This window comes from Pseudomonas sp. MWU12-2020, assembly GCF_023100605.1.
GTDB lineage: Bacteria > Pseudomonadota > Gammaproteobacteria > Pseudomonadales > Pseudomonadaceae > Aquipseudomonas > Aquipseudomonas fluorescens_H.
Window position 1 is genome coordinate 291334 of sequence record NZ_JALMEX010000005.1, and the last position, 23945, is coordinate 315278.

A 23945-nucleotide genomic window follows, 5' to 3' on the forward strand; every position below is an offset into this window, starting at 1 on the left:
TCTCAAGCTGCCTTTTTTGCCGTGACGAATGCCGCAAGGCTCGCCACGTTGGTGAAGTGGTTACGGGTGTCTTTGGCGTCGGCGTCGATCTTGATGCCGTACTTTTTCTGGATCGCCAGACCCAGTTCCAGTGCGTCGACGGAATCCAGGCCCAGGCCTTCGCCGAACAGCGTCTGTTCGTCGCCGATGTCGTCGACGCTGATGTCTTCGAGGCCCAGGGCATCGATGATCAGCAGTTTGATGTCGCGCACCAGGCCAGGGTTATTCAGATCGCTCATCTTCGGCGAGCTCCTTAATGTAGTAAGAGTGCAAATAATCATTGAGCTTGCGCGAGGCCTGCGGTGCAGGGCCTTGCGTGGCGAAAGTCTGTGGATCTATATCGGCCCCGATACGAAAACTGAAGTGCACGCGGCGGTGAGGGATGCGATACCAGGGTTCGGCCTTGGTCAGGGTGGTCGGATTGACCTTGATGACCACTGGCGTAAGGATTTTCGCACCGCGCAGGGCAATCGCCGCCGCCCCCCGATGAAAGGCTGGCGCCTGACCGGGTTGAGTGCGCGTGCCCTCGGGGAAAATGATCAGGGTCTGGCCGTTTTGCAGGGATTCGGCCGCGGCATCGAGCATGTCCATGCTGCCGTCATTGCTGATGTATTCGGTGCTGCGCAGCGGGCCGCGGGTGAAGGGGTTTTCCCACAGGCTTTTCTTCACCACGCAATTGGCCTGACGTACCAGGCCGATCAGGAACACCACGTCGATCAGCGACGGGTGGTTGGCGATGATCATCTGCCCCGGCCGGCCGAGGCGTTCCGCCCCTTGAATGTCGTAGGTCAGGACGCCGCTGCGGGCCATGAACCGCACGAAAAACCAGAACAGCCGACTGACGGTCTGCCGCGCGCGCTGGCGATGCTTGAGCGCGTCTCCCGGCAAATAGCCGAGCAACGGGAACACCAGCAGGCGCAGGCACAGCCCGCCCAGCCCGAACAGAGCGAAACTGGCGGCGGTGGCCAGCAAGCGCCAGTAATAGGCGTCGCGGTTCTTCGCGGTCACGGGTTGCGTTGCCAGGTCCATACACGATTTTTCCAGGCATGTTGGCAATGGGATTGCTGGCCGAGCAGGGTGCGCAACAGATTGAGCGCGTGTGGCCAGTGCGCTTTGGACACTGTTTCCTGGCCGCTGTTCAGGGTCAGCCGCCAGTCGGTACCGGGAGTGAGCAGCAGGCCCAGCGCATAAGGGAACGGGACGTCGTCGATCCACTGCGAATAGGCCTGGGGCGGCTGCTCTTCGGTGATGATCAGCAGCACCGCCGGAGCGCCTTCGTCGAGCAGGGCAGCGGCTTCGAGGATGCCATGTTCCAGGCCGTCGCCCGCCGCCGCGAGGGCGGTCATTTCGCTGGTTTCGCCGCGCATGATCGACCACAGACCGATGATTGCGTTGTGCACCGACAGGCTGAACTGGGTCGGCGACAACGGCTCGTCCTTGGCCAGATCACTGAGGATCTCGAAGGTACGCGGGGTTTCGCCGTGTCGCGAAACAAACACCAGCGGCAGGTTCTCCCGTCCGTCGGCCAGCGGCCAGCCGACACTGAACGCCATGCGCGCCAGGCGGCTGAGCCGACGGCGCTGCATCGCCGGCAGAAACGACACATCGGGCGCGACATCGCTGCCCGGGAGCACGACCGGTTGTCGGCTCCAGGCCTGCCACGCGTCCACGCTGTCGAGCCCCGGGGCCCACGCGCGCCATTGGGCGATGTTGAAGTTGATCACGGAGTTCATCCCGCCCCTGCGGGCTTTTATGACGCTTTGAGTCGCCAAAGCCGCGGCTGACCTGACGTGGCACTTGGCGCCGGGTGGCGCGCATTATCCCGGTGCGACGAGTGTGTAGCAAATGTTGGTTACGTTTTGCTCAACGAAATGTACTGAGTGGTTCGCAGAAAAACTGTCACTTGGCCATTATCCGGATCGTGGGGGATTTGTCTGTCGGGCCTATCAGCGCACACGGGAGGTTTTTGCCCTCTGTTCCCGCTGATTTTTGCGCCTGACTCTGTAGTCCGTGTCGTTGAAGGTAGCGAAGCGCACGCACAGGCAACTACACTCGGTCATTCTTTGATACACGGAGGTTTTGTCATGCGGCGCGTGGTGTTCAATCAGAAAGGTGGCGTGGGCAAATCCAGCATTGCCTGCAATCTGGCGGCGGTGAGTGCCAGCGAGGGCTATCGCACGCTGTTGGTCGACCTCGATGCCCAGGCCAACTCCACTCAGTATCTGACGGGGCTCACCGGGAATGACATACCGATGGGCATTGCCGACTTCTTCAAGCAGACCCTGTCTTCCGGGCCGTTCTCGAAGAAAAACCAGGCCGACATCTACGAAACCCCGTTCGACAACCTGCACATCATCACCGCCACCGCTGAACTGGCCGATCTGCAGCCCAAGCTTGAGGCCAAGCACAAGATCAACAAGCTGCGTAAGTTGCTGGATGAACTGGATGGCGAATACGACCGGATTTATCTCGACACCCCTCCCGCGCTGAACTTTTACGCGGTATCGGCACTGATTGCCGCTGATCGTGTGCTGATTCCCTTCGATTGCGACAGCTTCTCGCGCCAGGCGCTGTACGGCCTGCTAGCGGAAATCGGAGAGTTGAAGGAAGACCACAACGAAGGGCTGGAAGTCGAAGGCATCGTGGTCAACCAGTTCCAGGCCCGGGCCAGCCTGCCGCAGCAGATACTCGATGAGCTGATTGCCGAGGGCTTGCCGGTGCTGCCGGTGTACCTGAACAGCTCGGTGCGCATGCGCGAGTCGCACCAGGCCAGCACCCCGCTGATCCACCTCGACCCACGGCACAAACTGACGCAGCAGTTCGTTGAGCTGCACAACCTGCTCGAAGACCACTGATTTTCCTGTGGGAGCGAGCCTGCTCGCGAAGAGGCCAGCACATTCAACATCTCTGTTGACTGAACGGACGCCTTCGCGAGCAGGCTCGCTCCCACATTGGGTTCTCTGGAGGGTCAGATGCCCTGGCTACGCAGCCACGCCATCAACTGTGGCAACGGAAATGCCCCACTTTGGCGTGCCACTTCCCGACCGTTCTTGAACAGAATCAGGCTCGGAATCGAACGAATCCCCAACTGCGCCGACAACTGCTGATTGGCTTCGCTGTCGAGCTTGGCCAACCGGCACTTGCCCGCCAACTGCGCCGCCGCTTGCTCGAACACCGGTGCAAACGACTTGCACGGCCCACACCAGTCCGCCCACACATCCACCAACAACGGCAGATCACCTTTGATCTGGCTGGCGTAGTCGCCTTGCTTGAGTTCGAACGGCTTGCTTAACAGCACCTCGGATTTGCAGCGCCCGCACTTCGGCTGATCGCCCAGGCGTTCGGCGGGGATGCGGTTGAGGCCGTTGCAGGCGGGGCAGGGGATTAGGAGTGGTTCAGACATGATGGGCTCTCGGGCAGGAAGTCTATAAGTCTGATCTGGAGGCAAAGTCGCGATTATCAAGGAATTGGTCTGTAGGTCATTACCATCGTCACTTAAGGAAAGGACCTACGCGCGTCGGGGCCGAGTCTGATTATCCGTATTTGATCCAATTGATATCTTGTGCCGACCTGAATGGAATAACTCTTGGACTCCATCCCTATGGCCTTCACAACGGGCAAACGTCTTTCGCTCTCACAGCTTTTAGAAGGATCTGAGTTTGTTAAAGACTTAAATGCCCGCGCGATTTACTCGCTTGCCGGGGACTTTGTTGGTTTCGAGAATGTTTGGCTAGATTCCGGTGCTGACCAAAATCCGGATTTCTTTCCTCGTCCGCTGCGTCGGCCAGAAAATGAAGATGACTACGACGCCTTGGTTCAGGCCGTCGAAGAGATCCTTGAGATAACCGGTGATGATGGCTCGCACCCACTCGCGAGTCTGCTGGACATCATCAGTGACTGGATTGCCGAGTGGGATCGCACACACCATCCGATGGCCGATGCGAGCGGAGAAGAGGTCCTCGGCTACATGATGCGCGAACATGGTCTGACTCAAAGCGATCTGCCGGGTGTGGGTACTCAATCCGTTGTTTCAGAAATTCTGAACGGCAAGCGCAAATTGAACCTGCGGCAGGTTCGCTGGTTGGCCGACTACTTCAAGGTGCCTGTAGACGTATTCATCTAGTCTGTCTCAAGACGAACAACTGATCTCCAGATGCTTGCCCCACTCCGGCGGCCGCTCGGCATAACCCTCCATCCCCGGCTGTTCGTCGAACGGTTTGCTCAGCACCGCATGCAGCCGGCGCACCTCGGAGTAGTCGCCTTGTTCGGCGGCGTCGATGGCTTTTTGTGCCAGGTAGTTGCGCAGGATGTACAGCGGATTGACCGCGTGCATCCGTGTGCGGCGTTGTTCCTGATTGCTGTCGCTATCGCGGGCAACCCGGGCCACGTAGCGCTCGCCCCAGGCATCGAAGCCTTTGATGTCGACGAAGTCATCGCGCAGGCGGGCGACAGCTTGCTCTGCGGACTGGTCGCCGAGGCGGCGGAAAAACAAGGTGTAGTCGACGCCGCTGTTCTGCATCAGTTGCAACAGGTCTTCGAGCAGTTTCTGGTCGTCGTCCTCGGCGCTGTTGAAACCGAGGCGACGACGCATCAGGTCGAGGTAGTGCGCCTGGAACAGGGGCAGGTACAGGCCGAGGGTTTCGCGCAGGGCTTCGACGCTGATGAACGGCGTCAGGGCCTGGGCCAGGGCGCTGAGGTTCCACTGGCCGATCGGCACTTGGTTGCTGAACGAGTAGCGGCCCTGATCATCGGAGTGGTTGCAGATGAAGTTGGCGTCGAAATCGTCGAGGAAGGCGAACGGGCCGAAGTCGAAGGTGATGCCGAGGATCGACATGTTGTCGGTGTTCATCACGCCGTGACAGAAGCCGTAGGCCTGCCACTTGGCGATCAGTTCGGCATTGCGCTCGACGATCTCGCGGAACATCGCCAGATACGGCTCAGGCTGCTCCAGGCATTCGGGATAGTGCATCGCCAGTACGTGCTCACCGAGCTGTTTCTGCTGCTCGGGACGCTTGGTGTAGTAGAAGTATTCGAAGTGGCCGAAGCGCACATGGCTCGGCGCCAGACGCAGCACCATCGCCGCGCGTTCCTGCTTTTCGCGCCACACCGGAGTGTCGGAGCCGATCACGCAGGCCGCGCGCGAAGACGGGATGTTCAGCGCGTGCAGCGCCTCGGAGGCAAGGAATTCGCGGATCGACGAACGCAACACCGCGCGGCCATCGCCCATGCGCGAAAACGGTGTCTGCCCGGCGCCCTTCAAATGCAGGTCCCAGTGCTCGCCAGCGTTGTTGTAAACCTCGCCCAGCAGTAAGCCGCGACCATCGCCCAGTTGCGGCGTGTAGCCGCCGAACTGGTGCCCGGAATAGACCATCGCCCGTGGCTCGGCATCCGCCCATAACTTGTGGCCGCCGAACAGTTCGGCGAATTCCTGAGTGTCAGCCGTCGTCGGTTCGAGATCGAGCAAGGCCAGGGCCGCCGGGCTGGCGACGACCAGACGCGGGTTGTCGATCGGTTCGGGCAGCACGTGGGCGGAGAACGCGTCGCCCAGGCGAGCGAAGCGATTGTCGAAGGTCAGTTCGTCGAGGGCTTTCAAGGGCCGGCTCCAGCAGAATGTCCGAGCATTCTGCTGGGATTAGACCGGTTAGTCGAGTTTGGCCGGCGGCGGCTCTTGCAGCGGCTTTTGCTCGCCGCTGATCGGTACGATGGTTTTGCTGTCGTCCTCGACCGGCACCAACTTGTATTCCTGGCCGTGAAGGTTTTTCAGATACACCTCCATCTGGCGGAACGAGATGTTGATGTGCTGCTTCTTGAACTCGCGGTTGATGAAGCGGTTCACTTCGTCGATCACCGGGTTGCGGTCACCGAGGTCGCGCACGTGCATGCGCAATTCGTGGTCGAGGGTGCTTTCGCCGAAGTTGAGGAAGTACACGTGCGGCTCGGGTTCCTTGAGGACGCGCGGGTTTTCCCGGGCGGCCTTGAGCAGCAGCTCCTTGACCAGATCCAGATCGGAGCCGTAATCCACGCCGAGTTTCAGGGTGACGCGGGTGATGGTGTCGGTCAGCGACCAGTTGATCAGTTGCCCGGTGATGAACGTCTTGTTCGGGACAATGATGTCCTTGCGGTCGAAGTCGGTGATGGTCGTGGCGCGGATGCGGATCTTGCTCACCGTGCCGGACAGGTTGCCGATGGTGATGGTGTCGCCGATCCGCACCGGGCGTTCGAACAGGATCATGATGCCGGAGATGAAGTTCGCGAAGATCTCCTGCATACCGAAACCGAGGCCGACCGACAGCGCCGCCACCAGCCACTGCAACTTGTCCCAACTGACGCCGAGGGTCGACAGCGTGGAGACAAAACCGACGCCGGCGATCACGTAAGACAGCAGCGTCGTGGTCGCATAGGCGCTGCCCTGCGCCAGATTGAGTTTCGACAGCACTAATACTTCGAGCAGACCCGGCAAGTTGCGCGCCAGCGCGAAGGTGATGCCGATGATGATCAGTGCACCGAGCATGTCGCCGATGCTGATCGGCACCATGCTCATGTTCGCCCCGGTGCCGCTGGTGTATTCGTAGAGGGTGATGTTGTCGAGGTACGAGAACACCGAGATCAGGTCGGCCCAGACCCAGTACAGCGCGGCGATGAAGCCACCGAGCAGCGCCAGACGGATCAGACGCAGCGACTGTTCGTTGACCTTTTCGATGTCCAGGGTCGGCTCTTCGATCACCGCTTCGCCGTCGCCGGCCTCTTTCGCGGCTTGGCGTTTGGCCAGGGCGCGCTGGTAAGCCAGACGGCGTGCGGCAACCGCCAGACCACGCACGAACGTGGCTTCGATCACCAGCCAGAACATCAGCAGGTACAGGGTGTTGATCAGCCGGTCGCTGAGTTTCAGCGCGGTGTAGTAGTAGCCGAAGCACACCGCGACGAACAGGGCGATCGGCAGCAGGGTGAACATGATGCCCACGGCCTTGCGGAACAGCGAAGCGTTTTCATGGGCCGGACTGCTGATCAACAGGCGGCTGAGCAGCCATGCCATCAGCGCATAGCAGGTCAGCACCACCGGCATGCCCAGTACGTCGTCTGCCAGCGCCGCCGGTTGCAGCTCGGCGACGGCCACGACCGCCACCAGTGCCATGACCACCAGACCCAGGCGACGTACCCAGCCTTGAAGGAATTCGACCTGTGGTTTTTCCCAGCGAAAGTGCAACTCGGCCACGCCGCCCGGCGCGAGAATCCGGTAGGCGGTGTAGAACACCAGCCATGCCTGGCCCATTTGCAGCAGCGCCGCGCCCATGTTGGCGTTTTGCCCGCGGGCGTCGATTTGCAGGGCCAGACCGCACAAGCCCAGACCCAGGGCTACCGGCATCGCCAGCAGAATGTTGATCAGGATCGCCTGCGGCGTGTGCCACTGGCTGTCGCGCTTGAAGTGACCGATGTCCTGGTGAACCTTGTTCAGCCGCGCATACAGATGTTTGCGCCGCCACAGCAGCGCGCCGATCAGAAGGGCCAGCGGCAGGAACAGCAGTGGACGCTGGGTCAGACCGTCGGTCAGTTCGCTCAGGCTTGAGGCCCACGGCAGGGTGTCTACCTGACGTTGCAGACGCTCCGGCACGCCGCGCAGCCATTCGGCGTCCAGCGGCTTGTTGCTGGGAATCCAGAACATCTGCTCGTCAAGGGTCGCGCGCAGGCTTTGCGCGGTGCTCAGCAGTTGTTTCTGATTGAGCTGCAGGGTGATCGATTCGTTGAGCACCGCGCTCAGTTCGCGGTTCAGGCGCTCCAGCAGATCGGCGCGGGTATTGGCCAGATCCAGCAGGCTCCTGCGCAGCTGCGGGGTGACTTGCTCCGGCGGCTGGGTGGAGAGCAGATTGTCGACGTAGGTCGCCGGGTTGCTCAGCAGTTCGCGCTGCTGGCTGACTTCGAACTGATACAGGCGAATGTCGGCGATCTGGTCCGCCAGATCGCGGTCGACCTTGAGTCGTGGCAGCGCCTGTTTCTGCTTGTAGAGAATCTTCGACAGCAACAGGCTGCCCTTGAGCACGTTGATCTGCTCGTCGAGGGCCGAGTCGCTCTGGGTCAGGCTGTCGAGTTGCTGTTTGGTCTGCAGGTTCTGCTGGGTGACTTCGTTGAGGCGGTCAGTGCTTTTGAGCAAGTAGTCCGAAAGCTTGAGGTTGGCCGCGCTTTCGCTGGCGAGCAGGCTGCTGCCGCCGGCCTTCTGCGCCTCGATCGATTGCTGGGTAACGGTTTCCTGCGACTGCGCCAGACGTTTCTGGTTGATCAGGGTCTGCAGTTCCTGGATCTCGCGGTCGAGACGGTCGGATTTCTCCGAGAGCAGATCGTGCTGGCTGTTGCCCAGATCCTGCAACTGGCTGTTGCCCGCCAGTTCCTGACGGCGCAGCGGGATCAGCGCGTTCAGCGCGGCCAGTTCGGCGTTCAACTGGTCGCGTTGTTCGGCGCTGACGGTCTTGCCGCTGTCCTTGCCGGACTTGAGGATGGTGTTGATCTGCTGGATGCGCGTCTGGCTGGCGGAGATTTCCGCCTGGGCGCGCTCGGGACGGGTCTGGGCGGTGATGATCAGGCTATTGGCATCGGCCAGCGCTTTTTGCAGATCGCTTTGCTGGGTCGAGCGATCCGTGAGGATCTGCTCCAACTGCGGAATCGACTCCCTGGGGAAGCGCTGCGCCATCGGTACCACCGCCGTGGCCTTGAGGCGTGCCAGTTCGCGGGTGTTCTCGATGGTCTGCCGCGGGGCGGAGGCCAGTTGTTGCTTGAGGTCGATCAGCTTCTGGTCGTAGTCACGCCGGTTGTTGAGCTGATTGAGGGTATTTTGCAGGACCGTCTGCAGGGTCTTTTTATCGGCATCCGGCAGTTTGCTGTCGGCCAGTTTGTCCAGGCTGGCCTGCACGGCTTCGCTGGACGGTGGTTCGGCGGCATACAGCGGGCCGACGGAAAGACTCAGGCCCAGCAGGGCCGCGAAAAAGAAAGAGCGCAGGGTAGGCATAGAGACCGGTCAAGCAAGTGATAGTGGACGCAGTTTAGAGGAAGAGACCGGGACCCGGGCGACTTCCTTCGGGGAATCTGACGCCCACTTTGCCGATCTTGTTCCCGTCCATGACCGCAACCGTCCAGTGGGTGTTGTTCCACTCCACCTGGTCGCCAACGATCGGTGCACCACCGACCTTCTGGGCAATGAACGCACCCAGCGTCATGTCCGGATCGATGCCCTCGGCCGGCAACCCGTAAAGCGCTGCAACCGCTTTAAGCTGGGCGTCTCCTTCGAGTACGAAGTCACCGAAGAAGCGCAGATCCAGACCACGTTGAGGCGCCTGGCTGAACAGTTTGCCGAGGGCCGGAAGGTTGTGTTCATGGCCGATCACACACAGCAAATCATCCACTTCCAGCACCGTACTACCCGACGGATGGAGCAGTTGCTGGCCACGAAACAGGGCCGCGATGCGCGTACCTTCGGGCATTTTCAGCTCACGCAGGGGTGAGCCGATGCACCATTTCTCGGCGCCGAGCTTGTAAACGAACAGCTCCCACTCGCTGGTGATGTGCACTTCCAGCGCCGAACGTGAGATCGGCGCAGGCTCCGGCGGTACCGTCACCTTGAGCAGTTTGGCCACCCACGGCAGGCTCGTGCCCTGCACCAGCAGCGACACCAGCACGATGAAGAACGCGAGGTTGAAGTACAGCTGCGCATTCGGCAGCCCGGCCATCAACGGGAACACCGCGAGAATGATCGGGACCGCGCCACGCAGGCCGACCCAGGAAATAAACGCTTTCTCGCGGCCATGGAACGCCTTGAACGGCAGCAGGCCGACCAGCACCGACAGTGGCCGGGCGAACAGAATCATCCACAGCGCCAGACCCAGCGCGGGCAGGGCGATCGGCAGCAAGTCATGCGGGGTGACCAGCAGCCCCAGCACGAGGAACATGCCGATCTGCGCCAGCCATGCCATGCCGTCGAGCATGTGCAGGATGCCGTGACGGCTGCGCACCGGGCGGTTGCCGATCACCAGACCGCACAGGTACACCGCGAGGAAACCGCTGCCGTGCAGGGCGTTGGTCAGGGCGAACACCACCAGACCACCGGCGATCACCAGAATCGGGTACAGGCCGGTGGCGAGGTTGATCCGGTTGACCAGTTGCAGCATCAGCCAGCCGCCGCCCAGACCGATCACGCCACCGATGCCGAACTCGCGCACCAGATGCCCGAGCAGGCTCCAGTGCAGGCCGGTCTGGCCGCTGGCGAGCATGTCGATCAGGGTCACGGTGAGGAACACCGCCATCGGATCGTTGCTGCCGGATTCGATTTCCAGGCTGGCGGTCACCCGTTCGTTGAGGCCCTTGCCGCCGAGCAGCGAGAACACCGCGGCGGCGTCCGTAGAGCCAACGATGGCGCCGATCAGCAGGCCCTGAATCAGGTTCAGGTCGAACAGCCACGCGGCGGCCATGCCGGTCAGTCCGGTGGTGATCAACACCCCGACCGTCGCCAGCGACAGCGCCGGCCACAAGGCCACGCGGAAACTCGAAACCCGGGTACGCAAGCCACCGTCGAGCAGGATCACCGCCAGTGCGAGGTTGCCGACCAGATAGGCCGTCGGGTAGTTATCGAAAATGATCCCGCCGCCATCGACCCCGGCGGTCATGCCGACCGCGAGGATGATCACCAGAATGGGGATGCCGAGACGGGAGGAAAGTGAGCTGACAAGAATGCTCGCACCTACCAGCAACGCGCCGATCAAGAACAGGCTGTTGATGGTCGTCGCATTCAAAGGCAGTACTCCAGAAGCGTAAAGACGGGCACAAACTGACCATGCAGTCTGCGTGCCAGCGATTCTAACCTGTTGAAATGTGATGCTGTCAAAAAGCTTTTTACGCTATGGGATTTGAGGTATGGGTTCGGCTGGGGATCGCTACCCTCACCCTAGCCCTCTCCCGGAGGGAGAGGGGACCGACCGCGGGGTTTGTTCAAGTTACACCGACCTGCAATATCGAGCCGAACTCAAAATCTGCAAAGCCCCCAATGTGCTCCCTTTCCCCCTCTCCCTCTGGGAGAGGGCTGGGGTGAGGGGCTTTTGACCTTGATCTGAAAATTTACAGGCTGAAGCGCCCAACCATATTGTTCAGATCCAGCGCCAGGCGCGACAGCTCGTTGCTCGCCGCACTGGTCTGATTCGCGCCGGTGGCCGATTGCACCGACAGGTCGCGGATGTTCACCAGGTTGCGATCGACTTCGCGGGCCACTTGCGCCTGCTCTTCGGCGGCGCTGGCGATCACCAGGTTGCGCTCGTTGATCTCGACGATCGCGGTGTTGATGGTGTCCAGCGACATCCCGGCACCACGGGCGATGTTCAGCGTCGATTCGGCACGCTCGGTGCTGTTGCGCATCGAATCCACGGCGTGTTCGGTGCCGCTCTGGATGCTGCCGATCATGCGTTCGATTTCGCTGGTCGACTGCTGGGTGCGATGCGCCAAGGCACGCACTTCATCGGCGACCACGGCAAAACCACGACCGGCTTCACCGGCACGGGCCGCTTCAATCGCCGCGTTCAGGGCCAACAGGTTGGTCTGATCCGCCAGGCCACGAATCACGTCCAGCACCTTGCCGATGTCGCGGGATTCATTCGCCAGATCGCCGATCAGGGTCGCGGTGCTCTGCACATCGGCGCTCATGCGTTCGATGGCGCTGACGGTTTCCTGTACCAGGTCACGGCCATCGCCGGCCGAAGTGGTGGCGTTCTTCGAGGCTTCCGAAGTGCTCACCGCATTGCGCGCGACTTCTTCCACGGCGCTGGTCATTTCGTTGACAGCGGTGGCGGCCTGTTCGATTTCGTTGTTCTGCTGGGTCAGGCCACGGGCGCTTTCGTCGGTGACGCTGTTCAGCTCTTCCGCTGCAGATGCAAGCTGGGTGGCCGAGCCGGAGATGCGCTGCAGGGTGTCGCGCAACTTCGATTGCATCTTGGCCATGGCCGCCAACAGACGTCCGGCTTCGTCGGTGCCGTCGACGTGGATCGGCTGGGTCAGATTGCCTTCGGCGATGGTTTCCGCCGCGTCCAGCGCTTTGGAGATCGGCTTGGTGATGCTGACGGTCAGCAGCCAGGCGAACAGGAAGGTCAGACCGGTGGCGATGACCAACAGGGTGACCACCAGATTGAACGCCGAGGAATACTGCTCGGCGGCTTGTTGGTTGGTCTGGCTGATCTGCTCACCGTTGAGCTGCATCAGGCGATTGAGCACGCCGTTCATCGCTTCGGAGTTGTTCAGCAACTCGGTGTTGAGCAGGTTGCGCAGCTCGTCCACCTGATTGTTGCGCGACAGGCTCTTCATCCGGTCTTCAATCTGACGGTACTGGCCGAGCAGCTGCACGTACTGGTCGTAGGCGGCGCGCTCCTGAGGGCTGGCGATCAGTGGTTCGTAGGCCGCTTGGGCGGCGCGGATCTGCTGGTTGCGCGTTTCCAGCAGCTCAACGGTCTTCTGCTGCACGTCCGGCTCACGGTTGACCAACAAGCGGTAGGACAGCACCCGCAGGCGCAAGGTCAATTGGGTGAACTCGTCGAGGTTCTTGATGCTCGGCACGCTGCTGGACGTGATGTCCTCGGCAGCGCCGCGGATTTTGCTCATCTGGTTCAGGGCGAACACGCCGAGAATCAGCATCAGGCCGCCGATCAGGGCGAAGCCGGTGAACGCCCGGGGGGCGATATTCATGTTGCGAAGGGACATGGCGCGGATACCAAAAAGGGCCGCATCCATGCGGGCTGAGACTGCTGTTGGATGACTTATCGGTCATACGACTAAAGTCTTGAGGCGCTGTGCGTATTTGTCGCAGATGGGCCTGAGCGACGAAGTGCAGGAACCAGATCGGCAGATCACAGTCTTTTAAACTCGCGAGAACGGTCGGCCACCAGGAAAATCAAGGCCTTGCGCCGGTATAACCCTGGCATCCGCAGTGACTTTTCTTTATCGTACGCGCCCTTTGAAAAACGCTTGGAAGATCAAAATGTTGGAAGCATCCCTCAGCCAATTGGAACAGCTCGTCAGCGACCTGGTGCAACAGAACCAGACCCTCACGCAAACCAACCAGACCCTGTCCACGGAACTGGCCCAGGCCAAGGATGAAAACGAAAGCCTGCAACTGAGCCTGATGGAACAGGAAGAGAAGCACGGCGCCACCGCAGCGCGCATCCAGGCCCTGGTTGATCGCGTCAACGCAGGTCCTGTCAGCGCATGAACCACGGCACCGCAGGGGTAAAAGTCATCTCCATTCTCGGGGAGGACTATTCGATCAAGGCACCGGCCGGGGAAGAACAGACCCTGCTGGATGCCGCACTGATGCTCAAGGCTGCACTGGCCGACACCAAACGCAAATACCCGACGCTGATCGGTGACCGTTTGCTGGTGCTGGCCGCGATGAACCTGTGCTCGCAGCAGATCGAAATGAAGAAGCAGCACCAGGAAGAACTCGACCGTTACCAAGAGCAAGTCAGCGCCACGGTCGAAACCATCGCCAAGACCATCAATCAGGGCTGATGGGGTTGCGCACAACCAAAGAATAGATTGTCGATTGGGTTGTATACAATCGGCACGGCTGTTGCATTGTTTCGGCCACTTATTCTTTGGGGGTGCTCCATGCAGTTGTGGCGACGCAGTATTCAATGGCAGCTGATTCTCAGCATGGGCACCGCCCTGCTGGTCAGTATCCTGATCGTGGTTGGCATTTATACCCTGGTGGTCAACCGCCTCGCCCAGAGCTATCTGGTCGAACAAGCGCTGCCGTCGAGCATCGAAGCGACGCGCAACGACATCGAACGCATCCTCGTCCAACCGCTGACCGCCGCCAAAGACATCGCCAGCAACAGCATGGTGCGCGACTGGCTGGCCTCGGGTGAAGACAGCAGCAAAACGGCGGCCTTCGCGCAGTATCTGGAAGGCATCCGCGCCGAACATAAAGCCTTCACCGCGTTGATCATCGGCATCGACTCCAACCACTACATCACCGAAAAAGGCCTGGATCGCACCCTCAGTCGGGCCAAACCGGCCGATGCCTGGTTCTATGCCTTCCTCGACAGCAACCAGCCGCGCACTCTGAACATCGATAACGATGGCGCCACCGGAGAATTGGCGCTGTTCATCGACTTGAAGGTCGAGCAGGCCGGCAAAGTGGTCGGCGTCGCGGGGCTGGGCCTGAGCATGAAAGAGCTGTCGGAGCTGATCCACAACTTCAGCTTTGGCGAGCGCGGCAAGGTCTATCTCGTGCGTTCCGACGGTTTGATCCAGGTCCATCCCGAGGCGCAGTTCAGTGGCAAGCGCACCCTCACGGAGCAGATCGGTGCGTCGGCGGCGCAAGCGGTCATGGGTCAAAAAGTTGCCGCTAACAGTTCCTTCCAGCGCGATGGCGAAGACTTCCTCGCCTTCAGCCTGCCGCTGCGCGATCTGGGCTGGACGCTGGTGGCCGAAGTGCCGCAGGCGCAGATCTACGCCGAAGCCCGCAAGGCGATGTGGATGAGCGGCGGCATTGGTCTGGCGGTGGCACTGGTGTGCCTGGCGCTGGTGGTGTGGCTGGCCCAAGGGCTGGTGCGACCGATTCGTCAGGTAACAGCCGCGCTGGTAGCAATCGGTAGCGGCGGTGGAGATTTGACCCATCGGTTAGATTCCAGCCGCGCCGATGAACTGGGTGATCTCGCGCGCGGCTTCAACCGCTTTCTCGACAGCCAGCGCGGGCTGATCGGCGAAGTGCTGACCACCAGCGAACGTCTGCGCACCGCGGTCGGCCAAGTGGCGAAAGTGGTGGAGAACACCGCCGAACGCTCCGGCCGTCAGCAGGAAATGACCGACATGGTCGCCACGGCGGTGCACGAGATGGGCCTGACCGTGCAGGAAATCGCGCAGAACGCCGGCAACGCCGCGCTGGCTTCACAAACTGCTCGCGATGAAGCAATGCAGGCGCGGGAAGTGGTTGGCGGCTCGATCCGCCACATCGAAAGCATGTCCGACGAGATCGGCCTGGCGGCCGGCGCGGTGGGTGAGCTGGCGCAGCAGGTGGCGTCGATTGATTCGGTGCTGGCGGTGATTCGCGGGGTGTCCGAGCAGACCAACTTGCTGGCGCTCAACGCGGCGATTGAAGCGGCGCGGGCTGGAGACATGGGCCGTGGGTTCGCCGTGGTGGCGGATGAAGTGCGCACCTTGGCGCGCAGGACGCAGGCGTCCACCGACGAGATTCAGCAGATGATCGGCAGCCTCAAGCAAGGCGCAGAGAATGCCGTGTCATCGATGCGCACCGGGCAGGCGGCGACCGGCACCGGGGTTAAATCGAGCCAGCGTACCGGCGCATCGTTGACCGCAATTACCGGACAGGTCGAGCGTATCAGCGACATGAACCATCAAGTGGCCACGGCCACGGAAGAGCAGTCGGCAGTGACCGAGGAGATCAACCGCAATGTGCAGGGGATTTCCGATCTGGCCCGGGCCACGGCGGGGGAGGTTCGCGCCTGTCGCGAGGATTGTCAGATGCTGCAGAAGCTGGCGGATGATCTGGCGCGACAGATGGGTGGGTTCAAGTTGAGCTGATGTGTTGTCAGTTCGGGCCTCTTCGCGGGCAAGCCCGCTCCCACAGGTCTTGTGACAGGTCACTTAATATGTGAACGCCACAGGACCCTGTGGGAGCGGGCTTGCCCGCGAAGACGGCATCAGCAGCGACAAAAAATCCGGATCAGAACCACGCATCCTGCATCGCCAGACACGTATCATCCCGCACCTCCAGCAACGCCAGCTCATGCTGGCAACCCGGCACTTCCCATGTCAGGAAGTACCGCGCCGCCTGCAACTTGCCCTTATAGAAGTCGGCATCCGCCGCATTGCCCTTGGCCAAGCCTTCCTCCGCGCGAATCGCCTGTTCCAGCCAGCGCCAGCCAATCACCGTGTGCCCGAATACTTTCAGGTACAGCGCCGAATTTGCCAGGCTGCTGTTGACCTTGCCCTGCGCCAGATCGGTCAGCAGGCCGATGGTGACTGTTTGCAGGCGAGCCACCAATTGCTCCAGTGGCTCACGCAGTGCGGTCAACGATTCGTACGCGGTCGCGCGCTCGGCAGTGTTGGCGATCAGGCGGATCAGTTGCTTGAGCCCAGCGCCGCCGTTCTGCGCCAGTTTGCGCCCGAGCAAGTCCAGCGACTGAATGCCGTGGGTGCCTTCGTGGATCGGGTTCAGACGGTTATCGCGGTAGTACTGCTCAACCGGGTATTCGCGGGTGTAGCCATGGCCGCCGAGAATCTGGATCGCCAGTTCGTTGGCTTTCAGGCAGAACTCCGACGGCCAGGACTTGACGATCGGCGTCAGCAAATCCAGCAGCTCATGGGCCTGTTTGCGCTCGGCTTCGTTCTCCAGTGTTGTGGTGTCATCGAACAGCCGTGCCGCGTACAGACCAAGGTCAAATGCCCCTTCGACGTAGGATTTTTGCGTCAGCAGCATGCGTCTGACGTCCGCGTGCTGAATGATCGCTACCGGCGCGGTGCTCGGATCCTTGCTGTCCGGCACTCGGCCTTGCGGGCGTTCGCGGGCGTACTCCAGCGAGTACAGGTAACCGGCGTAGCCGAGCATCACCGCGCCCATGCCAACGCCGATCCGCGCCTCGTTCATCATCTGGAACATGTAGCTCAAGCCATGGTGCGGCTTGCCCACCAGATAGCCGACGCACTCGCCGTTATCGCCGAAATTCAGTGCGGTGGAAGTGGTGCCGCGCCAGCCCATCTTGTGGAACAACCCAGCCAGCAGCACATCGTTGCGCTGGCCGAGGCTGCCGTCATCGTTGACCAGAAACTTCGGCACGATGAACAGCGAAATGCCTTTAACGCCCGCAGGCGCATCCGGCAGCTTGGCCAGCACCATGTGCACGATGTTTTCCGACAGCGGGTGATCGCCGCCGGAAATGAAGATCTTGTTGCCCTTGAGCCGATAAGTACCGTCAGACGCCGGCTCGGCGCGGGTACGAATATCCGACAGCGACGAGCCGGCGTGCGGTTCGGTCAGGGCCATGGTGCCGAAGAAGCGCCCGTCGATCATCGGTTGCAGGAAACGCTGTTTCTGCTCGTCGCTGCCAAAACTTTCGATCAGGTTGGCCGCGCCCATGGTCAGGAACGGGTAGGACGTGGTCGCCGCGTTCGCTGATTGAAAGTGGGCAAAGCAGGCTTGCGACAGCAGCGTCGGCAGTTGCATGCCACCGGCTTCGAAGCTTCGTGCGGCATTGAGGAAACCCGCCTCGAGGAACGCGTCCACCGCCGGTTTGACTTCGGGAATCAGAATCGCCTGGCCGTTCTCGTAGCGCGGCTCGTTCTCGTCGCCCTTGCGGTTGTGCGGCGCGAAGTATTTCTCGGCAATGCTGCGCGCGGTGCCGATGGCCGCGTCAAAGGTCTCGCGGTTGTGCTCGGCAAAGCGCTCACGCCGGGTCAGGCCCTCGGCATCGAGGACTTCGTACAGCTCGAAAGCCAGATTGCGGGAACTGAGCAGCGTCTCGGACATGGCGGCCTACCTGAAAATGGGGGTTGGGCCGAGTCTAGGCTTGCTGATAAAGGCTGAATACGATGATTGATAACGGTGATGTCAGGGCCGAGCACCGACTTAACAAATACCCCAAAACAACTGTGGGAGCGGGCTTGCTCGCGAATGCGGTGGATCAGTCACTGGAGATGTCGACTGACACAACGCCTTCGCGAGCAAGCCCGCTCCCACATTGGGATTTGATTGTCAGGCAACCATCGCGGTTGCCTGACTTCTCGGGTTTAACCGATGGTCATCAAGCTCGCATTACCCCCCGCCGCCGCGGTGTTGACGCTCAATGCCCGCTCGATCACCAGACGCTCCAGCGCGATATTGGTCTCGCCCTGGGACAAGCCCTGAACGCCAACGATCGCACCGGCACGTTTGGCAATCTGCTGGCAGACACCACGCAACTGGTCGGAATGACCGTGATGCAGTACGGCATCAAATACCACTTCATCCTTGTGCCAGTCGGCAACCCGTTTGATCCGCGCCTGAACTTCCTTCGGCAGGCGGGCGAACAAGGCCTTGCTGATGTCGGACTCCGGCCATACCGCCGAACCGCCGACAGCCAATACCGCCGCCAGTTGGGTCAGCAGATCGCCTTCGACGTCCGCCAGGCACAGCACGTGTTCACGCGGCAGGATCGCGTAGCTGTTCTTCTCGCCGGTCGGGCCGGACAGCACGCGGGTGATGCCGCTTTGCGATTGAGCGGCGTACTGCACGCACAGGGTGCTCAGTTCGGCGTACTGGTTGCTCTCGGCCCAAGCCTTGAAGGCATTCAGCGGTTTGCTCATGGCATCACGCAGACGCACGTCCGGGGCGACGGCTGCATCACCGCGAGCGAAGGATTGTTCGATCGCGTCAGTAGGACGGGTCGACAGCAAGCGGTACAGGTACAGCGGACCACCGGCTTTCGGGCCAGTCCCCGACAGGCCTTCGCCGCCGAATGGCTGCACACCGACCACGGCACCGACGATGTTGCGGTTGACGTAGACGTTACCGGCGTTGACGTTGTCGATCACCTTGGCGATGGTCTCGTCGATACGCGTATGCACGCCGAGGGTCAGGCCATAACCGGACGCATTGATCTGGCCGATCAACTGGTCGATGTCCTTGCGCTTGTAGCGCACCACGTGCAGCACCGGGCCGAAGATCTCGCGTTGCAGCTCGTCGAAGCTTTCCAGCTCGATCAGGGTCGGCATGACGAAGGTGCCGCGTTTGACTTCTTCGCTGTCGGCGATAGCCACCTGGTACACGCTGCGACCTTTGTCGCGCATGGCCTGGATGTGCTTGTCGATGCCGGCCTTGGCTTCGGCGTCGATCACCGGGCCAATGTCCACGGACAGACGCTCAGGGTTGCCGAGACGGCTTTCCGCCATCGCGCCCTTGAGCATTTCGATGACGCGGTCGGCGGAATCTTCCTGCAAGCACAGTACGCGCAGTGCCGAGCAACGCTGACCGGCGCTGTCGAAGGCCGAGGACACCACGTCGATCACCACTTGTTCGGTCAGTGCCGAAGAATCGACGATCATCGCGTTCTGGCCGCCGGTTTCGGCGATCAGCGGAATCGGACGGCCCTGGCTGTCGAGACGGCCAGCGATGTTGCGTTGCAGCAGGCGCGCGACTTCGGTGGAGCCGGTGAACATCACGCCTTTGACGCGCTCATCACCGACCAGACCGGCACCGACGGTTTCACCGCGACCCGGCAGCAGTTGCAGCACGCCTTCGGGAATCCCGGCTTCCAGCAGCAGGCGCACGGCTTGCGCGGCGACCAGCGGAGTCTGCTCAGCCGGTTTGGCCAGGACCGGGTTACCGGCGGCCAGTGCGGCAGCGACCTGACCACTGAAGATGGCCAGCGGGAAGTTCCACGGGCTGATGCACACCACCGGGCCCAATGGGCGGTGGGCGTCATTGCTGAAATCGTTGCGCGCCTGCACTGCGTAGTAACGCAGGAAGTCGACCGCTTCGCGGACTTCGGCGATGGCGTTGGCGAAGGTCTTGCCGGCTTCACGGGCCAGCAGGCCCATCAGTGGCTGGATCTCGCCTTCCATCAAGTCAGCGGCACGCTCCAGAATCGCCGCGCGCTCGGCCGGCGGGGTGGCCTGCCAGATCGGTGCGGCGTTAAGGGCGCACTGGATCGCGTTGTTGACATCTTCGACGGTGGCTTCCTGCACGTGACCGACCACATCGCGGTGATCCGCCGGGTTCAGCACCGGTGCCGGCGCTTCGTTGCTGGAAGCGCAACCGAGCATCGGCGCGGCTTTCCAGTCGTTGTGCGCGGTGGCGAGCAAGGCGCAGGACAGCGAGGCCAGACGATGTTCGTTGGCCATGTCGATGCCGCTGGAGTTGGCGCGCTCGGAGCCATACAGGTCACGCGGCAGCGGAATGCGTGGGTGCGGCAGGCCGAAACCACCTTCCACGGTCGCCATCTGCTCGATCTGGGCCACCGGATCGGCCACCAGTTCCTGAATCGAAATCGACTGGTCGGCGATGCGGTTGACGAACGAAGTGTTGGCGCCGTTTTCCAGTAGACGACGTACCAGGTACGCCAACAGGGTTTCGTGAGTACCGACCGGTGCGTACACGCGGCACGGACGGTTCAGCTTGCCTTCGGAAACTTTGCCTACAACCTGCTCGTAAAGCGGTTCGCCCATGCCGTGCAGGCACTGGAATTCGTACTGGCCCGGGTAATAGTTCTGACCGGCAATGTGGTAAATCGCCGACAGGGTGTGGGCGTTGTGCGTGGCGAACTGCGGGTAGATGACTTCCGGCACCGCCAGCAGTTTGCGGGCGCAGGCAATGTAGGAAACGTCGGTGTACACCTTGCGGGTGTAGACCGGATAGCCTTCCAGGCCTTCGACCTGGGCGCGCTTGATTTCGCTGTCCCAGTACGCGCCTTTCACCAGACGGATCATCAGACGATGACGGCTGCGGCGGGCCAGATCGATCACGTAGTCGATCACGTAAGGGCAACGCTTCTGATAAGCCTGAATCACGAAACCGATGCCGTTCCAGCCGGTCAGTTGCGGCTCGAAGCACAGGCGCTCGAGCAGATCCAGCGACAGCTCCAGGCGGTCGGCTTCTTCGGCGTCGATGTTCAGGCCGATGTCGTATTGCTTGGCCAGCAGGGTCAGCGACAGCAGGCGCGGGTACAGCTCGTCCATCACGCGCTCGTATTGCGCACGGCTGTAACGCGGGTGCAGGGCCGAGAGCTTGATGGAAATGCCCGGGCCTTCATAAATCCCACGACCGTGGGAGGCTTTGCCGATCGAGTGGATGGCTTGTTCGTACGACGCCAGGTACTTCTGCGCGTCATGTTCGGTCAGCGCCGCTTCACCGAGCATGTCGTAGGAATAACGGAAGCCCTTGGCTTCGAACTTGCTCGCGTTGGCCAGTGCTTCGGCGATGGTTTCGCCGGTGACGAACTGCTCGCCCATCAGGCGCATGGCCATGTCGACGCCCTTGCGGATCATCGGCTCGCCGCTCTTGCCGATGATCCGGCTCAGCGACGAAGTCAGGCCGGCTTCATTGTGGGTCGATACCAGTTTGCCGGTCAGCAGCAGACCCCAGGTCGCGGCGTTGACGAACAACGACGGGCTGTTGCCCAGGTGCGGCTGCCAGTTGCCGGTGCTGATCTTGTCGCGGATCAGTGCATCGCGAGTGCCCTTGTCCGGGATGCGCAGCAGCGCTTCGGCCAGGCACATCAGCGCCACGCCTTCCTGGGACGACAGGGAAAATTCCTGCAGCAGGCCCTGAACAATGCCTGCACGACCGCCGGCACTTTTCTGGTTACGCAGTTTTTCCGCAATCGACGCGGCGAGTTTGTTGGTGGCTTCGGCCATCGGTGCCGGCAGGCGCGCCTGCTCGATCAGCATCGGCACCACTTCCGGCTCTGGGCGACGGTAAGCGGCGGTGATCGAAGCGCGCAGTACCGATTGCGGCAGGATGCTTTCAGCGAATTCGAGGAAGCACTGGTGGGCGTGATCGTTCTGGACTTCACCGGCGTCGTCGGCGTCCTTGGTGGTCAAACCGTTCAGCTCGGTCAGGGTTGCACCACCCTCGAGTTTTTCCAGGTAATTGAAAATTGCCTGCTTGATCAGCCAGTGCGGGGTGCGATCAATCGAGGTCGCGGCAGCCTTCAGGCGCTCGCGGGTCGGGTCATCGAGTTTGACCCCAAGGGTGGTGGTAGCCATATTTTTATCCTCATGGTTGCCACAGTTGCGTGGCATCAGCTGGCGGCAAGATTAGCCGTGCGCTGAGTGAGGTGCAACCGGGTGCAACCCTTTTTTTGTCGGAAAAATAAACGCTTCGTCAGGAATTATTTTCTGGTACTGAAGTGCCGCTCTGGCTTGGTGCTTTTGCTTCTAGCGAAGCGCCTGGACTGCGCTAAAAGGGAGCAAAAACCGCGTATTTATCGGTATATCCGACTAGGTGCAACTTAATTGCCAGAAACTGGTTGCACCTTTTTTGCTTTGTTGCATAGCATTCGCGCCCAAGGTGCAACCGGGAATACCCGGTGCATCGGCTGGTGGCTTTCCTGGGGAAACATCAGTCCTAAATGCGCGGGATCCCGTTTCGTCTGCCAAACGTCGTCGTTTGTGGACGATCAATCACCGCTGCAACATAAAAACAAAGCCAGGGCGTAACTTAATGAGCGTAAGCAATCCAACACTGATCACCTTCGTGATCTACATCGCAGCAATGGTGCTGATCGGCTTCATGGCCTATCGCTCCACCAACAACCTCTCTGACTACATTCTTGGCGGCCGCAGCCTGGGCAGCGTCGTGACGGCTCTGTCCGCCGGTGCTTCCGACATGAGCGGCTGGTTGCTGATGGGCCTGCCGGGTGCCATCTACATGTCCGGTCTGTCGGAAAGCTGGATCGCCATCGGCCTGATCGTCGGCGCCTACCTGAACTGGCTGTTTGTCGCCGGCCGTCTGCGCGTGCAGACCGAGCACAACGGCGATGCCCTGACCCTGCCGGACTACTTCTCCAGCCGTTTTGAAGACAAGAGCGGCCTGCTGCGCATCATCTCGGCGATCGTGATTCTGGTGTTCTTCACCATTTACTGCGCATCCGGCATCGTGGCCGGCGCCCGTCTGTTCGAAAGCACCTTCGGCATGTCCTACGAGACGGCGCTGTGGGCCGGTGCTGCGGCGACGATTGCCTACACCTTCGTCGGCGGTTTCCTCGCGGTGAGCTGGACCGATACCGTTCAAGCCACGTTGATGATTTTCGCGCTGCTGCTGACGCCGATCATCGTGCTGCTGGCCACCGGCGGCGTCGATACCACGTTCCTGGCCATTGAAGCCCAGGATCCAAGCAACTTCGACATGCTCAAGGGCACCACCTTCATCGGCATCATCTCGCTGATGGGCTGGGGTCTGGGTTACTTCGGTCAGCCGCACATCCTTGCGCGTTTCATGGCCGCTGACTCGGTGAAGTCGATTGCCAACGCCCGTCGCATCTCCATGACCTGGATGATCCTGTGCCTGGGCGGCACCGTCGCCGTGGGCTTCTTCGGTATCGCCTACTTCTCGGCGCACCCGGAAGTGGCCGGTCCCGTGACCGAGAACCACGAGCGGGTGTTCATCGAACTGGCGAAAATCCTCTTCAACCCGTGGGTGGCCGGTGTCTTGCTGTCGGCGATTCTCGCGGCTGTGATGAGCACCTTGAGCTGCCAGTTGCTGGTGTGCTCGAGCGCCCTCACCGAAGACTTCTACAAAACCTTTCTGCGCAAATCCGCTTCCCAGGTTGAACTGGTCTGGGTCGGCCGCGCGATGGTGTTGCTGGTGGCGCTGATTGCTATCGCCATGGCCGCCAACCCGGAAAACCGCGTGCTGGGCCTGGTGTCCTACGCCTGGGCCGGTTTCGGTGCCGCGTTCGGTCCAGTGGTGCTGATCTCGGTGATCTGGAAAGACATGACCCGCAACGGCGCGCTGGCCGGCATTCTGGTCGGCGCCATCACCGTGGTGGTGTGGAAGCATTTCGAGGTGGTGGGGCTGTACGAAATCATCCCGGGCTTCATCTTCGCCAGCCTGGCGATCTACATCGTCAGCAAGCTCGGCGCGCCGACCGCTGGCATGGTGCAGCGCTTCCAGGCAGCGGAAAAGGATTTCCACCTGAACAAGTGATGCACTGAGCTGCGGCTCACAGGAAAACGGCCCGCTTCCTACAAGGAGGCGGGCCGTTTTTTTATGCCTGCAATATCCCTGACTCAGCGTAGATCCCCTGTGGGAGCGGGCTTGCTCGCGAATGCGGTGGGTCAAATGAAATCAATGTCGACTGACACGGCCCTTTCGCGAGCAAGCCCGCTCCCACAGTTGTTCGGTGGTGATTTTGAGAGGGTTGTCTGTAGTCGGATGCACCGATTTG

16 protein-coding genes are annotated in these 23945 nt (G+C 61.2%); 6 read left to right on the forward strand and 10 right to left on the reverse strand.

Features of this window, described 5'->3' with window-relative positions; genetic code table 11:
• Nucleotides 1–2 precede the first annotated feature (2 nt).
• From M0814_RS14235 to M0814_RS14245, 3 genes are read right to left on the reverse strand one after another with little or no spacing between them, the layout of a single operon-like run.
• Nucleotides 3–278: a phosphopantetheine-binding protein gene (locus M0814_RS14235; RefSeq protein WP_003220949.1), complete on the reverse strand. Its 276-nt coding sequence runs from the start codon at nucleotides 276–278 to the stop codon at nucleotides 3–5.
• Nucleotides 262–1068: a lysophospholipid acyltransferase family protein gene (locus M0814_RS14240; RefSeq protein ID WP_103485570.1), complete on the reverse strand. Its 807-nt coding sequence runs from the start codon at nucleotides 1066–1068 to the stop codon at nucleotides 262–264. Before M0814_RS14240 ends, M0814_RS14235 begins: the two co-directional genes overlap by 17 nt.
• Nucleotides 1044–1772: a beta-ketoacyl synthase chain length factor gene (locus M0814_RS14245; protein ID WP_103485569.1), complete on the reverse strand. Its 729-nt coding sequence runs from the start codon at nucleotides 1770–1772 to the stop codon at nucleotides 1044–1046. Before M0814_RS14245 ends, M0814_RS14240 begins: the two co-directional genes overlap by 25 nt.
• 351 nt (nucleotides 1773–2123) lie before the next feature.
• Between M0814_RS14245 and M0814_RS14250 the strand changes: the two genes are divergently transcribed.
• Nucleotides 2124–2894: a ParA family protein gene (locus M0814_RS14250; RefSeq protein ID WP_103485568.1), complete on the forward strand. Its 771-nt coding sequence runs from the start codon at nucleotides 2124–2126 to the stop codon at nucleotides 2892–2894.
• 113 nt (nucleotides 2895–3007) lie between these two features.
• Here M0814_RS14250 and trxC read toward each other — a convergent pair whose 3' ends face one another.
• A complete protein-coding gene (gene trxC / locus M0814_RS14255; RefSeq protein ID WP_103485567.1) occupies nucleotides 3008–3442 on the reverse strand; it encodes a thioredoxin TrxC in 435 nt (144 codons plus the stop codon).
• 372 nt (nucleotides 3443–3814) lie between these two features.
• Here trxC and M0814_RS14260 point away from each other — a divergent pair, with 372 nt between their 5' ends.
• Entirely contained in the window at nucleotides 3815–4162 is a 348-nt protein-coding gene (locus tag M0814_RS14260; RefSeq protein WP_177434720.1) for a transcriptional regulator, read from the forward strand.
• A 6-nt stretch (nucleotides 4163–4168) separates the two neighbouring features.
• Here M0814_RS14260 and selO read toward each other — a convergent pair whose 3' ends face one another.
• The 4 genes from selO to M0814_RS14280 form a co-directional block, all read right to left on the reverse strand.
• Entirely contained in the window at nucleotides 4169–5632 is a 1464-nt protein-coding gene (gene selO / locus M0814_RS14265) for a protein adenylyltransferase SelO (RefSeq protein WP_103485566.1), read from the reverse strand.
• A 48-nt stretch (nucleotides 5633–5680) separates the two neighbouring features.
• The gene (gene mscK, locus M0814_RS14270; RefSeq protein WP_103485565.1) at nucleotides 5681–9034 is read right to left on the reverse strand and encodes a mechanosensitive channel MscK; all 3354 of its coding nucleotides are present in this window, start codon (nucleotides 9032–9034) and stop codon (nucleotides 5681–5683) included.
• Between the two features lie 34 nt (nucleotides 9035–9068).
• Entirely contained in the window at nucleotides 9069–10811 is a 1743-nt protein-coding gene (locus M0814_RS14275; RefSeq protein WP_003220963.1) for a potassium/proton antiporter, read from the reverse strand.
• Between the two features lie 322 nt (nucleotides 10812–11133).
• Nucleotides 11134–12759 carry a methyl-accepting chemotaxis protein gene (locus tag M0814_RS14280; protein WP_103485564.1) on the reverse strand — a complete coding sequence of 542 codons (1626 nt, stop codon included), beginning with the start codon at nucleotides 12757–12759 and terminating at the stop codon, nucleotides 11134–11136.
• Between the two features lie 277 nt (nucleotides 12760–13036).
• On the opposite strand from M0814_RS14280, the gene M0814_RS14285 reads away from it, so the two are divergent.
• The 3 genes from M0814_RS14285 (at nucleotide 13037) to M0814_RS14295 (ending at nucleotide 15603) form a co-directional block, all read left to right on the forward strand.
• Nucleotides 13037–13267 (forward strand): hypothetical protein, encoded by a 231-nt coding sequence (locus tag M0814_RS14285; protein ID WP_003220969.1) that lies wholly within the window; start codon nucleotides 13037–13039, stop codon nucleotides 13265–13267.
• On the forward strand, nucleotides 13264–13566 hold the full coding sequence (locus tag M0814_RS14290) for a cell division protein ZapA (RefSeq protein ID WP_003220971.1): 303 nt from the start codon (nucleotides 13264–13266) through the stop codon (nucleotides 13564–13566). Before M0814_RS14285 ends, M0814_RS14290 begins: the two co-directional genes overlap by 4 nt.
• A 99-nt stretch (nucleotides 13567–13665) precedes the next feature.
• Complete coding sequence (locus M0814_RS14295) at nucleotides 13666–15603, forward strand: methyl-accepting chemotaxis protein (protein ID WP_103485563.1); 1938 nt, start codon at nucleotides 13666–13668, stop codon at nucleotides 15601–15603.
• A gap of 142 nt (nucleotides 15604–15745) precedes the next feature.
• Here the strand turns inward: M0814_RS14295 and M0814_RS14300 are convergent, their stop codons facing one another.
• Together M0814_RS14300 and putA are read right to left on the reverse strand one after the other, a co-directional pair.
• Entirely contained in the window at nucleotides 15746–17548 is a 1803-nt protein-coding gene (locus M0814_RS14300; RefSeq protein WP_103485562.1) for an acyl-CoA dehydrogenase, read from the reverse strand.
• Between the two features lie 260 nt (nucleotides 17549–17808).
• Nucleotides 17809–21762: a trifunctional transcriptional regulator/proline dehydrogenase/L-glutamate gamma-semialdehyde dehydrogenase gene (gene putA / locus M0814_RS14305; protein ID WP_103485561.1), complete on the reverse strand. Its 3954-nt coding sequence runs from the start codon at nucleotides 21760–21762 to the stop codon at nucleotides 17809–17811.
• 457 nt (nucleotides 21763–22219) lie between these two features.
• Here putA and putP point away from each other — a divergent pair, with 457 nt between their 5' ends.
• Entirely contained in the window at nucleotides 22220–23704 is a 1485-nt protein-coding gene (putP, locus tag M0814_RS14310; protein ID WP_103485560.1) for a sodium/proline symporter PutP, read from the forward strand.
• The last annotated feature ends 241 nt before the right edge of the window (nucleotides 23705–23945 follow it).